The organism is Brevibacillus parabrevis, from assembly GCF_022701015.1.
Lineage (GTDB): Bacteria > Bacillota > Bacilli > Brevibacillales > Brevibacillaceae > Brevibacillus > Brevibacillus parabrevis.
This window is the reverse complement of the sequence record NZ_CP064090.1, coordinates 5,646,226-5,660,492: the sequence shown is the minus strand read 5'-3', so window position 1 is coordinate 5,660,492 and position 14,267 is coordinate 5,646,226. Positions and strand designations below refer to the sequence as shown.

Annotated in this window: 12 protein-coding genes; 11 read left to right on the top strand and 1 reads right to left on the bottom strand. The window is 52.6% G+C overall.

Features of this window, described 5'->3' with window-relative positions:
- Nucleotides 1-119: 119 nt before the first annotated feature.
- The 3 genes from IRJ17_RS25945 to IRJ17_RS25935 are packed head-to-tail and all read left to right on the top strand — an operon-like array spanning nt 120 to nt 3,134.
- The gene (locus IRJ17_RS25945; protein ID WP_173596082.1) at nt 120-1,532 is read left to right on the top strand and encodes a PAS domain-containing sensor histidine kinase; all 1,413 of its coding nucleotides are present in this window, start codon (nt 120-122) and stop codon (nt 1,530-1,532) included.
- Nucleotides 1,533-1,565: 33 nt separating this feature from the next.
- A complete protein-coding gene (locus IRJ17_RS25940; protein ID WP_063229137.1) occupies nt 1,566-1,892 on the top strand; it encodes a DUF3870 domain-containing protein in 327 nt (108 codons plus the stop codon).
- A 27-nt stretch (nt 1,893-1,919) separates the two neighbouring features.
- Nucleotides 1,920-3,134: a sensor domain-containing diguanylate cyclase gene (locus IRJ17_RS25935; protein ID WP_122962876.1), complete on the top strand. Its 1,215-nt coding sequence runs from the start codon at nt 1,920-1,922 to the stop codon at nt 3,132-3,134.
- On the opposite strand, the gene nhaC is transcribed toward IRJ17_RS25935, so the two are convergent.
- Nucleotides 3,131-4,483: a Na+/H+ antiporter NhaC gene (gene nhaC, locus IRJ17_RS25930; RefSeq protein WP_173596083.1), complete on the bottom strand. Its 1,353-nt coding sequence runs from the start codon at nt 4,481-4,483 to the stop codon at nt 3,131-3,133. The two genes, IRJ17_RS25935 and nhaC, sit on opposite strands and share 4 nt — an antisense overlap.
- 356 nt (nt 4,484-4,839) lie before the next feature.
- On the opposite strand from nhaC, the gene IRJ17_RS25925 reads away from it, so the two are divergent.
- From IRJ17_RS25925 to IRJ17_RS25890, 8 genes are all read left to right on the top strand, one after another.
- Nucleotides 4,840-5,763 carry an NAD(P)/FAD-dependent oxidoreductase gene (locus IRJ17_RS25925; RefSeq protein WP_242772360.1) on the top strand — a complete coding sequence of 308 codons (924 nt, stop codon included), beginning with the start codon at nt 4,840-4,842 and terminating at the stop codon, nt 5,761-5,763.
- A 28-nt stretch (nt 5,764-5,791) separates the two neighbouring features.
- Complete coding sequence (locus IRJ17_RS25920; protein WP_122962878.1) at nt 5,792-6,040, top strand: glutaredoxin family protein; 249 nt, start codon at nt 5,792-5,794, stop codon at nt 6,038-6,040.
- 72 nt (nt 6,041-6,112) lie between these two features.
- The gene (locus IRJ17_RS25915; RefSeq protein ID WP_173596084.1) at nt 6,113-6,667 is read left to right on the top strand and encodes a peroxiredoxin; all 555 of its coding nucleotides are present in this window, start codon (nt 6,113-6,115) and stop codon (nt 6,665-6,667) included.
- Between the two features lie 512 nt (nt 6,668-7,179).
- Entirely contained in the window at nt 7,180-9,414 is a 2,235-nt protein-coding gene (locus IRJ17_RS25910; RefSeq protein WP_242772358.1) for a hypothetical protein, read from the top strand.
- Nucleotides 9,415-9,438: 24 nt separating this feature from the next.
- Entirely contained in the window at nt 9,439-10,626 is a 1,188-nt protein-coding gene (locus IRJ17_RS25905) for a HEAT repeat domain-containing protein (RefSeq protein ID WP_242772355.1), read from the top strand.
- 17 nt (nt 10,627-10,643) lie between these two features.
- Nucleotides 10,644-12,080 (top strand): glycosyltransferase family 2 protein, encoded by a 1,437-nt coding sequence (locus tag IRJ17_RS25900; RefSeq protein WP_242772352.1) that lies wholly within the window; start codon nt 10,644-10,646, stop codon nt 12,078-12,080.
- Nucleotides 12,081-12,082: 2 nt separating this feature from the next.
- A complete protein-coding gene (locus tag IRJ17_RS25895) occupies nt 12,083-12,874 on the top strand; it encodes a response regulator transcription factor (protein ID WP_122962883.1) in 792 nt (263 codons plus the stop codon).
- A gap of 22 nt (nt 12,875-12,896) precedes the next feature.
- Nucleotides 12,897-14,258, top strand: coding sequence for a nucleotide sugar dehydrogenase (locus IRJ17_RS25890; RefSeq protein ID WP_122962884.1), 1,362 nt, complete (start codon nt 12,897-12,899; stop codon nt 14,256-14,258).
- The last annotated feature ends 9 nt before the right edge of the window (nt 14,259-14,267 follow it).

Below are 14,267 nucleotides of genomic sequence, written 5' to 3'. Positions count from 1 at the left end.
CAAGGGTTGGAAACGACCCAGGGAATAGGGTAAAATTGGGTATGAATAGCATTTGAGAACGGTTAGGCTATTTCCGGAGTGGAGTAGCCGTTTTCTCGTCCCAGGAGGGGAGGGGCACAATGAAAGACTTGGTAGATAATGAATGCAGGAGCAGTCTTCTCTATCGCTCCTTCTTTGATCAAATGGTGCAAGCCGCTTTTTTGCTAGATCAATCAGGAAGCGTTTGCAAGGGAAATCCGGCTTGCGAAGCACTGACAGGCTTTTCAGCAGACGAGTGGGAAGGCGACCCGTTCTGGAAGCTGGCAGTTGCAGAAGAACAGGAAAGAGTGCGTCTGCAAACGCAGTGCGCGGTAAAAGGGGAGCCGAAGCCATTTTGCACCTATTTTTCCCGCAAGAATGGCCCGCCTGTTCATGTACATATTACATATGGCGAGTTTTTTTCCGAAGGGACAACGATCGGATACTACGCGATGGTGCAAAAGATGTCGCAAGCCATGGCAGAGGCCAGCGAGGTCAAACAGTGCAAAATACTGGACCTGTCTCTGGAAGCGGCTTTTGTCTATGAAAAGGGCGTGCTGCGCTATGTCAACCAGTCTGGCATCAGGCTCATCGGGGCACAGCGTTTCGAGGAACTGTTGCCGTATCCTTTCACATCCTTTTTTCATCCGCGAGACATGCCGTTGATTCGCGAGTTGCAAAAGCGGCTGGAGTGGGGAGAGACAGCGGCTCCGATCGAGGCGGAGCTGATCCGGCTGGACGGGGCGCGCATTGAAGTCGAGGTCTGCGGAACATCTGTCATGATTCAGGACAAGCTGTGCAAATACATACTCATTCGCGATATGACCGAGCGGAAAAGAGCGCATGAATTTTTGCAAAACTCGGAAAAACTGGCATTGGTTGGGCAATTGGCTGCCGGGATCGCTCATGAGATTCGCAATCCGCTGACTTCCTTGAAAGGCTTTGTGCAGCTGATGCAAGAAGATGGCATGAGAAAGCAGGAGTATTTTTCCATCATGAGCTCGGAGCTGGCCCGGATTGAGTTGATCGTCAGCGAACTGCTGGTGCTGGCCAAACCGCACGCTTCCGCCTTCGAGGTACGGGACTTGACCAACTTGATGAACCACGTCGTGACGCTTTTGGAAACGGAAGCGATCCTGCAAAAAGTGACGATTCGCATGGTCATGGAGTCGCCGCTGCCGATGGTGCATTGCGATGAGAACCAGCTGAAGCAGGCATTCATCAACTTTTTGAAAAACGGGATCGAAGCCACATCCGGCAGCGGAGAAATCGTCATCCGGCTGTGGTGCGAGAGGGACAAGGTCGTCATCCGTTTTGAGGACAATGGAGTAGGGATACCCGAGGAGCAGCTTGCTCGTCTGGGCGAGGCGTTTTTCACGACCAAAGAGTCAGGAACCGGACTGGGATTGATGGTCAGCCGCAGAATCATCGAAAACCATCGCGGGACATTACGGCTCATGAGCACCCAGGGCAGAGGTACGACGGTAGAGGTATGTTTGCCCATTATCAGTTAACAGGGCGCGAGCGGCGAAGGGGAGGACAAGCAAATGGCTGACTGGAAAAACAGAAATACGGTGCTGACAGCGGGGTTTGCCCAAATTCCCAAAGGGACGACACTGTACGAGGTGTCGACGATGGTCGGCTGTGTGCTCATCATCGACGCGGATGACGGTGTGATATGCGATGCCAGCTTTACTTTTGTGATGGACAAGACCAGTGAGTTTTTGGTCAGTTTGCTCGTGGGCAAGTCTGTGGCAGCAGGGATGCAGGAAATTACGCAGACGATTCAGGAGCGTTTCCTCGCCCCCGGCCAGGGAGCTGTTTTGCAGGCAATTCGTGCAGCTGTCGATCGATATCATGAGAAAAAATCGTAAGACTACCCAATAGTCGGAGGGTTGTTCATGCATGAAGACCACGCCGTAAAAGAAGCGTATGCAAAGCAGTTGTTGGAGCGTTACAGCGACTGGCTCAGCCGTGTGGAATCAGTAGATCCGCAGGAAATCGAGGCAGTCGCTGTCGAGATAGACGAAGTATTTTCCGCAGATGTCGGACAACTGCACAAGGAGCTGCTGGGCAAAATCAGCGCCTTGCGCGACAAAGTGTCCGAAATGATGTGGATGTCGGAGCACATGAAGATTTTGCACGACTTGAGCCACATTTTTGCGAAGACGTTTGAAGAGGACAAGATTTTGTGGAAAGCGTTCGAGCTGGTTTCGCGCGTGATGCGCACAGATGCGTTTTTCATTGCGTTTTTTGACGAGGGCGACAGTGAGATCAGGATTCCGATCAGCATCGACGACGGTGTCAATTACGGGCCGCTTGTCATTCCGTACGGACAGGCGCTCATCTCCAGAGTGATCGAGACGAAGCAAACGATCCACATCCGAACGATGAAGGGAGAGCCGAGCGAGCCGGAAATGATCCGCTGGGGCAGCCCGGAGATCGACACCAACACTTGTATTTTCGTTCCCTTGATGCTGGGGAATCAAATCAAAGGCGTGATCTCGGCCCAGTCGTATCTCGAATTTGCCTATAAAAAAGAGCACGAGGAGCTTTTGAAAATGATCGGCTTCCAGGTGGCGAGCGCGATTGAGACGGCGCGTCTGTACGATCGCATGTACCAAATGTCTTTTCAGGATGAATTGACCGGGCTTGCCAACTACCGGGCGTTTCACCGCGATTTGGAGCAGTTGCTGGGAGAAGAGGATTCGGCGGTTGCCTTGATCATGCTCGATTCGGACAGCCTGAAATCGGTGAACGATCTGTACGGGCATCATGCCGGGGATGAGCTGATCCGCAGAATTGCCCAAGCGATGCGGACGGTGGCGGACAAAAAAGAGAACGCCTATCGTTATGCAGGAGACGAGTTTATGCTGCTGTGTCCACAGGCGAGCATGAAAGAGGCGGAAGAAAAGGTGAGGGCGATTCGCGACTTTTTGCGTTTGCATCCCTTGCTTCAGGACAATTGCTGTATTCCAATCGGGGTCAGTGTCGGCATCGCCCGGTTTCCGGACGACAGCAACACGGCGGACGGCTTGAAGCGGGCAGCCGATGAGGCACTGTACCGCTCCAAGCGCAGAGGCAAAAACTGCACGACCGTGTATGCGACAGGCTAGGCTTTCGGCTGTCGCAGGGCAAAAAGGAAAGTGAGCAGCGGCGAAATCCACAGGTAGATCACATACGGCAAGTAATCGATCGTCGCTACGTGCAACGTAGAGGTGAAAAAGGCTCCGCTGACGCCCCAGGGGATGAGCGGGTTAACCAATGTACCGCAGTCTTCCAATGTGCGGGAAAGACGTCGGCCCTCGATTCCTTGCTCGGCAAACGCATCGCGGAACATTTGTCCCGGCAGCAGGATCGACAAGTATTGCTCCCCTGTCAGCACATTGACGAGGATGGAGGACGATCCGGCCAGTCCGACCATGCCTGCCGCTTTTTTGATCCGTTTGATCATGCCTGCGAACAAGGCGTGGAACACACCGCTGTATTGCAGGATGCCGCCGAGAGACAGGGCAATCAAAATCAAGGCGAGGGACCAGGTCATGGACAACAGCCCTCCCCGGTTTACGATAGAAGCAACGGCTTCGTTGGCGATCTCGCTGGCGAAGCCGTTTTGCATGACGTTCATCCATTCGACAGGGGAATGAACACCTTGCATCAGGGCAGCTGTGGCGATTCCGCTCAAAATCCCGAAGACGAGCGTCGGGAGGATCGGCTTGCGCAGGGCAGAGCAGACGAGCACGACGGCAGCAGGCAACAAAGTCGCTATGCCAAGCGAAAAGTTTTGTTCCAAAGACAACTGGATCGCTTGGATGGCATCGAGGCTCACGTTCGCGGACTGCCCTTGAACGACGAAGAAAATCGCAGTAATCGCCAGCGCCGGAATCGCGGTATGCGACATGAATTTGACGTGATTCATCAGCGAGACATTGGCGATAGCCGCAGCAAAGTTGGTCGTGTCCGACAGGGGAGACATCTTGTCCCCAAAACAGGCTCCGCAAATAATCGCTCCGGCGGTCATCAACGGATCAAGCCCAAGCGCAGTGGAGACACCCATCATCGCCACGCCGATCGTGCTGATCGTCGTAAACGAGCTGCCAGTGACAGTCGAGACAATCACGGTCAAAAAGAGGGCGCTGATCGTAAAATATTCCGGCGAAATCAAGGAAATGCCGAGGTGCAGGATCATCGGCACAGTTCCGCTCATCATCCAGACGCCGATCAAAATGCCGATCAGGCACAAAATCAGCATCGGCGCGATCGCGGTTTGAATGCCTTTGACCAAGCCTTCCTCCATCTGCTTCCAAGGCACGCCGAACAGGCGCAGCAGAGTGGCTGCCGCAATCGTGGCGGCAAAAAGCGGCATGTGTGGTTCTACTTTCCCCCAGAATAAGGCGGGAAACAGGATGCCGAATATGATCAAGAGCACCCAGAGACTTTGGGAAAAGGAAATAGTTTTGTTCATGATGGCAACTCCTTGCAAAGACTGGCAAGCAAAAGCGGACAAGCTGCACGGCTTTCCACTTTTGTGCTTTGTCGCTTTTTGGCTTTTTTGCTTTTGTGCGTTCAAGCGATAGGCTGACTTTATCCTGAATGCCCAGCTTCGTCAACGCGTTCAAATAAATTCGGAATCGCAAAATAATACGGAGTAGTAGCACATTTCTTGCGATCATAAGCCTGGCTGGCATATCGCTCCATGGGAAAAAGCTTATTTAAAATGATTACAAAAAGATATTGACTTTTACTTTATATCTAGTAAAATGAGAAATGTTCCTAGTTGATAATAATTATAATTTGGATGCGAGAAAGGGGGAGCCATACATGTATGATGTCATCATCATTGGTGGCGGTCCGGCTGGTACATCCGCTGCCATATACACAGCCCGGGGAAATTTGAAAACACTCGTAATCGACAAGGCACCCGGCACAGGTGCGCTTGCCCTGACACATAAAATCGCCAACTACCCTGGTGTAGAAGGCGAAATGACCGGAAAAGAACTGCTGGATAAAATGCGCAGACAGGCAGAGAGCTTCGGCGCTGAATTTATCCAGACGACGATTTCCGCTGTCGATGTCGAAGATGAGGTGAAAAGCATCTTCACAGCGCATGGCACTTTTGAAGCGAAGGCTGTCATCGTCGCTACCGGCTCCAAAGGCCGCAACCGGATGCTGCCAGGCGAAGAGGCGCTGCTCGGTCGCGGTGTCAGCACATGTGCGACATGCGACGGCGCTTTTTATGAAGGAAAGCATGTCGCTGTGATCGGCGATTCGGAGGAAGCGTTGGAAGAAGCGCATGCGCTGACCAAATTTGCAGATAAAATTACTTTCCTCGTACCGCGTGGCGACCTGCAAGGAGTCGAAGAAGTGCCTGAGCTGCCTAATACGGAAATCATTTTCCGCTCCCGACCTTTGGAGATTGTCGGTGAAAAGGCAGTAGAGGGCTTGCGCGTCCGCACAGCGGAAGGCAACGAAGAGCTGCTTGCGGTAGACGGTGTGTTCGTCTTTTTGTCCGGCAGCAAGCCCGGGACGGATTTTCTGGACGGACAGGTTCCGCTCGACGACGATGGCTTCATGATCCTCGACGAATACATGCAGTCTTCTGTTCCGGGCGTGTTCGGAGCAGGAGAGGTTCGCAAAACTCCGGTCAAGCAAGCTGTCGTGGCTGCGGCTGACGGAGCGATTGCGGCGATGGCTGTCGACAAGTACATCAACAAACGTTCCAAAGTGGTTCCCCAATACAAATAATCGACGACTATAAAGGAGAGATTTTCTCATGGCACAAGCAATCGTATACTCCAGCACAAACTGCAGCTTCTGCAAACAACTGAAAACATATTTGACGGAACAAAACATCGCTTTTGAAGAGCGCAACATTGACGAAAAAGAAGAATTTGCCCAAGAACTGAACCGTCTCGGCGTGATGTCCGTCCCTTTGACGGTCATCGGTGAAAAGCAAATCCTCGGCTTCAACCCGACCCGCATCAAAAAAGCGCTGGCAGCTCTGGAAGAGACTGCACAGTAATTCATCGCCGCTGTTTCGATCACTTACGCCCACTGACTATAAAAAGCGCAACAGGAAAAGGAGCGATTGATGATGACAACGCAACAAACTGTACAACTGCAAGTAGGAAAACCGGCACCAGACTTCAACATGCTCTCCACGAAAAACTTGGAGACATTGGAAGAGCGCGTGACGCTGGCTGATTACAAAGGCAAATGGCTGATCCTGTTCTTCTGGCCGTTCGACTTCACATTCGTTTGCCCTACCGAAGTCACTTCCTTCAGCGACAACATGGAAGAATTTGAGGATCTCGATTGCGAAGTGCTCGGCGTGTCCACAGACAGCGTACACACTCACCGCGCATGGATCAAAACGCCGCGCGACCAAAACGGAATCGGTCCAGTCAACTTCCCGATAGCGAGCGACTTCAACAAAGACACAGCGCGTGCGTACGGCGTACTGGATGAAGAAACAGGCGCAGCTCACCGCGGACTGTTCATTATCGACCCGGAAGGAATCTTGCGCTATCAAGTCGTTACAGACATGAACGTAGGCCGCAGCGTCGACGAAACAACTCGCGTGCTGCAAGCTCTCCAGGCAGGCGGACTGTGCCCTGCAAACTGGAAGCCTGGCATGAAAACTTTGTAATTTCGTCTGGCCAAACAGCATAAGCGTGAAAAAAGAGGCAATCTAACCGTCCTGGTAAGGCGGAGATTGCCTCTTTTTTTGCAGTCTTCCTTACCACGAAAAACAGAAGAGTAGGGCTATTCGCCGATTCGAAACGGCTTTTACAACTTTTCTCCTGTAATTTTTATGTAAAGATCAGACGATATCGGCAAAAATCAGTCATTTCCAAATAGTAGCAACCTACTATTTTTCCTGCCTTTCCCAAATGGAAAACTTCAAGCACATATACCTAATTGTCAGAAAAATATGGGTCAGATGGACGGTCGGGTTGCAGGACTTCGCACCAAAAAAAGTAGGCCGATGGGGGCGAATATGCTTTTGCATTACATTTTCATGACAAATAGGCAAAAGAGACATTAGTGAATTTCGTCTATGGGAACCGTTTGCCCCCTATGTTTACAATGACAGTGATGTTGGGCGAGAGAGCTGGCAGCCGCTCGCGGCAGCGGCAGCTTATCGGAGGTTGACGGGAATTGGAACCAAAAAAGAATAGACGCAAGCGTTGGGCGAGTCTCATGGCCCTGATGGTGATAGGCGCAAGCGCGGTGTGGTGGTTCTGGGACGCAGACCGGGTCGAGAGCATGGAGACGACGTCTGGCATCCAAATCAAGTTTCGCACAGAAGGCGATCAGCTCCAGGTATTCCAAGCGGAAAAATGGCAGCCGTTCTTTGCAAAAGGCGTCAATCTGGGGGCGTCGCTGCCAGGACATTATCCCGGAGAGCTGCCCATTCAAAAAGAAGACTACTTGCGCTGGTTCGCAATGATCGACGAGATGGGCGCGAATGTCATCCGCGTATACACGATTCACCCGCCTGCTTTTTATGAGGCGCTCGTTGAGTTCAATCGCAGCAAGACAGGATCACCGCTCTATTTGATGCAGGGCATCTGGAGCCCGGAGGAGTTGTTGATCGAGAAAAAAGACGCGTATTTGCCAGAGATTCGCGAGCAGTTTCGCCAAGAGATCAAGGACGCGGTCGGGGCTGTTTACGGCGAGGTCACTCTGCCGGAGAAGTCAGGCAAGGCGAGCGGCAAATATGCGGCGAATGCAGGCAAATACTTGATTGGCTGGCACACCGGAACGGAGTGGGACCCGGTCATGGTGCAAAACACAAACCGTTTGCACCAGAAGCTGCCGCCGTATCAGGGGAAGCATTTTAACGCCACGGCGGATGCTACCGCTTTTGAGACCTGGATCGCCGAAATGGTCGATACGGTCGCAACAGAAGAAAGCAAGTACGGCTGGCAGCATCCGATGACGTTTACCAACTGGGTGACGACCGATCCGCTGTCGCATCCGGGAGAACCGTTGCATCACGAAGATTTGGTCAGTGTGGACCCTATGCATATTCAGCCAGTGAAATGGGAGGCGGGCTACTTCGCGTCCTACCACGTCTATCCGTACTATCCGGATTTGTTCCGTTACGATCCGGCCCTGCAACAAGTGAAAAACGACGCAGGGCAAATCGACACGTACAAGGCATATTTGCGGCAATTGAAGGCGCATCACAAAAACATGCCAGTCATGGTCACGGAGTTCGGTGTCCCCGCGTCAGTCGGAATCGCTCACCTGGGCAATCTCGGACGCAATCAGGGCGGGCACTCCGAGCGGCAGCAAGGCGAGATCGACGCGGCGCTCATGCGCGAAATTCATCAGGAAGGATACGCCGGCGGCATCCTGTTCGTCTGGCAGGATGAATGGTTCAAGAAAACGTGGAACACGATGCGCTTCGAACTGCCGGAAGATCGCCGTTCCTTTTGGCTCAACGTCCTGACCAACGAGTCGTTGTTCGGCGTCCTGGGGATGTATCCGAACAAAGAAGGCGTGCTCGTCATGGATGGCGATCGTTCCGACTGGGATCAGCTCAAACCGGAGGAGAAGCAGAAGCTCGACATCCGTGTTCCCGGTATCGACGAAATCTGGATGACGCACGACGAAGGCTATGTGTATATGCTGGCGAAGCTTGCGCACCCTTTTGACCCGGAAAAAGCAAAGCTGTATTTCGGTGTCGATACGATTCAGGGAGGCAACAAGCACACGGCACAGCTGCCCGGACTTACGCTGGACGAAGGATGGGAGACGCTGATCGAGCTGGGCAAAGCCGAGGAGAGCCAGATTCAGATTGCGGCAAACTACGACTTCCACACGCGGCTTTACGGGAAACGGTACGGAATGCTTGAGGTGAAGGAAGAGGAACTGCGCGACGATTCCGGTGTATTCAAGCCGTGGAAACTCGCCGTGGGACTGGAGATGGAGCCGCCCGACAGCAAGACGTACCATCCGCTGGAAGAAGTGCTGGTCGGGAAGCTTTTGCGGGGAACGACCGATCCTGAGGACCCGCAGTACGACTCGCGGACGGCCTGGCAGGCAAAAGGCGATGTGGTAGAGCTGAGAGTGCCGTGGATGCTGCTTGGATTCACCGATCCGAGTTCGCTTGCGGTCATGAGCTACAAGGACGCTGGCAAAAGCTTTTCATCAGAGACGAGCAAAGGAATCCGGCTTTTGCCCATTCTCGTCGAGCGCTCGACGCAAAGCATTGTCGGGAAAAACGAGCTGCCTTCCCCTTATCCGGTGTCGCAGCTTCCGATCTACTCTTGGCCGACTTGGGAACAGGTAGGCTACCACGAGCGGAAAAAGCAAAGCTATTCGATCATCCAAAAAGCATGGAAACAGATACAGGCTCCCGTGACAGACAAAGCTCAACCTTAAACGTTGGACAGGAGAGTGGCAAATGTGCAAACACCTTTGGCGACAGCAATTGTTTTTGTGTACACGCTAAGCGGGATTACCGTGCTGGGATTGCTTGCCTTGTTCGCACTGAAGCTGCGAAATTTATCGGCAGAGAAGCAGGCACGCATGTGCGAAGAAAAATACCGCGATTACTTCGTCTACTTGCAAGCTTACGGCGAAGAGGAAGAACGCCTGAAGGTGCCCTACGGCGAGGTGACGCAAAAGGAAAAGCAGCTCATTCAAAAAAAGCTGTTTGAACTGATGGAACGCTTTACGGGCGTCCACAGGCAGAAATTGATCCAGCTCTGCGAAGATATGGGACTCGTTGCACACGATCTCGAACGGCTGCGGAGCGGCTGGAAATGGACGCGAGTCGACGCCGCCTACAATTTGGGGGTCATGCGATCCGGTCAGGCAGCGCCTGATTTGCTCGTTCTGTTGCAAAAAAGCGGGGCAAACGATCCGAGCCTGTTCATCTTTGCCAGGGCGATTGCCAAATGCGCCCGAGACGCGGAAGACCTGCGGCAGATGGCGGAGTATGTCGTGCGGATGAAAAAGAACGTTCACCAGCTCATCGTCGACATGATCAGCGACTCGCAGCTGGACACGACTTCGTTTTATACCGAATGGATCCGCGACAAAAATCCGGAATTGGTCAAAATCGGGTTGATCGGCTTCGCCGTGCACGCTCAGCTCGAACTGGAGCCGGGATTGTCCAGGCTGGCGCTCTCTGCTGACAAAGAGGTGCGGATCAAGGCCGTGAAGCTCATGTGCCGCGACATCCGCTATTTGAACGACCAGACGATCAAAGACTTTTTGAACCACAAAGATTGGGAAATACGCGCCTTGATCGTCAAAGCAATCGGGGCGATGCAGCTTGCGGACTATGTGCCCGCCCTGAAAAAAGCGGTTGGCGATGCCAACTGGTGGGTGCGGCATCACAGCGCCCGCAGCTTGACGCAGCTGCAAGCAAAAGGCTTTTCGGCTCTGTGCGACATATTGCGGGAAGAGGGCAGCAATCCGAAAAGCGAGATGGCTCAGCAAATCATCCAGGAAGAGCTGGAAAAAGCAGAGCGCAGCCTCGGTGGCGAGCCAAGCACAGAAAAGCTGTTGGATTACAATGAAAAGCTGCATTTGTACCGTAAGTCGTGCAAAAAAACCATTTCCACCGTTCAGGCGATGGAAGGATAAGCAGAAAGGAGGCCCGCATGAGAGAGTTTTTGCTGTACTACGGAATGTTTGCCATCTACTACGTCATGGCGATCAATTCCTTGTATTTCATCATCATGCTGTTTTCGTTCAAAAGCATCATGGGGATTTTGAAAAGCTCGATTTATTCGCGCTTCCAGGCATTGTCCGGCTCGGAGCACGTACCGCCGATTTCGATTCTCGTGCCTGCCTATAACGAAGAGCTGACCATCATTGAGAATGTGCGATCGCTGCTTGCGCTGAACTATCCGCGGTATGAGGTGATCGTGGTCAATGACGGCTCCAAGGATGATACTTTGAAAGTGTTGATCCAAGAGTTTTCCTTGACGATATCCAAACATTTGCCAGTTCAGCCGCTGCTGCACACCTCACAGGTCAGGGGCATTTACCACAACCCGGATTTTCCCAACTTGTACTTGATCGACAAAGAAAACGGGGGCAAAGCGGACTCGCTGAACGCCGGAATCAATTTGTCGCACTATCCGCTGATCGCTTCGATTGATGCCGACTCGTTGCTGGAAAAAGATGCGCTCATTCGCATTGCCAAGGTGTACATGGAAAACCCGGAGGAAACCGTGGCGATCGGCGGCGACATTCGGATTGCCAACGGCTGCAAAATCGAGAACGGCGTGGTCAAAGAAATTCGCCTGCCGGACAAATTTTTGCCGATGATGCAGTCGGTGGAATACTTGAAGGCGTTTCTCGGCGGACGCATCGGCTGGAGCGCGATCAACGGCCTGATCATCGTCTCGGGGGCGTTCGGCGTCTTCCGCAAAGACTACGTGGTCAAAGTCGGCGGCTATCGCGAGGGGTATCCGGGCGAGGACATGAACATCATCATCAAGCTGCACAAATACATGCTGGAAAACAAGCTGCCGTACCGGGTAGCGTTTTGCCCGGACGCCGTCTGCTGGACGCAAGCGCCCGACTCGTTGAAAATTTTGGGCAGTCAGCGCCGCCGCTGGGGGCGAGGCAACCTGAAAAACATGATCGAATACGGCAAGCATATGGTACTGCGCCCGAAATACAAGCTGTTCGGGATGCTAACGCTGCCTTTCAACATTTTGTTTGAGACATTGAATCCGTATTTTCGCATTACGGGACTGCTGGCGCTGATCGGCTATACGCTTTTGGACATGACGAACAGCCACGTTCTTCTGATTTACGGCTTGCTCAACGTGCTGTACGGCGTACTGCTCGGCATCGGGTCCCTGTTGCTAGAGGAAATCGCATTTCGACGCTATCCCCGTTTTCAGGACATCGTCAAAATGCTTTTCTATACCATACTCATGTTTTTCGGCTACCGGCAAATCGGCGTCATCTGGAGATTCCTCGGACACATTGAATATTTGCGGAACAACAATTCGTGGGGAACGATGACCCGGACGAGCTGGCAGTCGAAAAGCAATAAAAACATTTCCAGTCTGGAGGCTTGATCATGAGTAATCTCGTACCTGCTTTTTATGAGCTTCTGAGCAAAATGGAAGAGCGAAGCGTGGCGTGCGGCGTCATTTTGGCTGCTTGCAAAAACGTTTCGGCGGAGTCGCTGGAGCTGGTCAAACGGGACATGGAGGCACAGCTAAAAGACGGGCTTACGTTGCATGCCGCATACGACAAAAACAAGCAAATTCTCGGTATTTTGCTAGAACAGAAGAAACTGGCAGATACCCATTTTTACGCCCTGCAAATCAGGGATTACATGCTCTCGCGCAAGCTGCTGACTGGCGGCATGTACATCGCCAGCTTCCCGGAAAGCTCCCGTTCCACAGCGCAAATGCTGATGCGAATGATCCAGGAAATGAAGGAGCAGAGCGAGCCGGGCAGCATCAGCGTATACGAGCAGCACGGCAATCAGAGACAGCAGGAGCAGGCGAGCATCTTGCTCGTCAATCCGGATGAGACGGTCAACGAGTTTTTGCGCATCTATTTGCAGCGCAAAGGCTACCAGATCACGGTCGCCCACGATGGAGGAGACGGCGTGGAAAAGCTGCGCCAGGCCGCTTTTGATCTCGTCATTACCGATCTGAATTTGCCTGTATTAAACGGCTACCAGCTGATGGAAAAAATTCGCCATCTCGGTCAGGAAGCGATGAGCAAAATTATGGTGCTGACGGACAAAAAGCTGGAAGAAGACGTGCAAAAATCGTTTGCCCTCGGGGCGTCCGACTACATGACGAAGCCATTTTCGCCAGTAGAGCTGGAAGCCAGAGTCAAGCGCTTGATTTCATAAAGAAAAAGGGAGAGAAACCGGGATGACTAGATACGAGGAGCTACAGAAAAAAATTGCCGACAAAACAGCGAGAATCGGCGTAATTGGACTTGGCTACGTCGGGCTGCCGCTCGCAGTGGAAATTGTGAAAAGCGGGTACACCGTAGTAGGAATTGATTTGCACGAAGGAAAAATCGAGAGCTTGAAAAACGGACAGTCCTACGTCCAGGACATCGCCAATGAAACGTTGCAGGAGTGCCTGGCAACCGAGCGCTTTTTGCCAACGAGCGAATATCGCGTCATCGGGGAGCTGGACGCGATCAGCATTTGCGTTCCGACGCCGCTCAGTCCGAATCAGGACCCGGACACGTCCTACATCACGAATGTCGTGGAACAAATTAAAACGTACATGCGACAAGGGCTGCTCATCACTCTGGAGAGCACGACGTATCCGGGAACGACCGACGAGCTGATTGGGCGCGAGCTGGAGAAGCTCGGCTATGTCACAGGTGTCGACTTTTTCCTTTGCTACTCGCCGGAGCGGGTCGATCCGGGCAATCGCAAGTTCAACACGTACAACACGCCGAAAATTATCGGAGGGACAACGGAGCGTTGCATCGAGCTGGGAACGCTGTTGTACGGCAACCTGGTGAAAACAGTGGTTCCGGTCTCCTCGCCAAAAGTGGCGGAAATGTCCAAGCTTTTGGAAAACACGTTTCGCAGCGTCAACATCGCGTTCATGAATGAAATGGCGATGATGTGCGACAGAATGGGCATCAACGTCTGGGAGGTAATCAAGGCCGCATCGACCAAGCCATTCGGGTTCATGCCGTTTTATCCGGGACCTGGGATCGGTGGGCATTGCATACCGCTCGATCCGATGTATCTGTCTTGGAAAGCAAAAGGTTATCGCTTCCACAGCCAGTTCATCGAAATTGCCCAATCGATCAACGACAATATGCCAGACTACGTGCTGAACAAGACGGCACAAGTGCTGAACATTTACGCCAAGGCGATCAACAGCTCGCGCATCCTCATTTTGGGCATGGCCTACAAGCCGGATATCGACGATCTGCGCGAGTCCCCGGGCCTGGAAATTTACGAGTTGTTCAAAAAGAGCGGTGCGCAGGTGGACTATTTCGATCCGTACGCGCAAAGCTTCCTCGACAAAAAGGGGCAAGTTGTTTCTTCTATTAATAATGACTACGACTTGTTCAAAACGTACGATTGCATGGTGCTCATCACCAACCACAAATGCTTTGATTATCAGGAGCTGGCTGATTTGGGCATCGCGATTATCGATACACGCAATGCCTTCGACGGAATCAAGAATCCGAATGTGTATCGCATCGGCACCTCGGTAGCGATCCAGGAGGAAAAACAGATTGTAAGCTTGCTGGCGTAAACAGCGCCG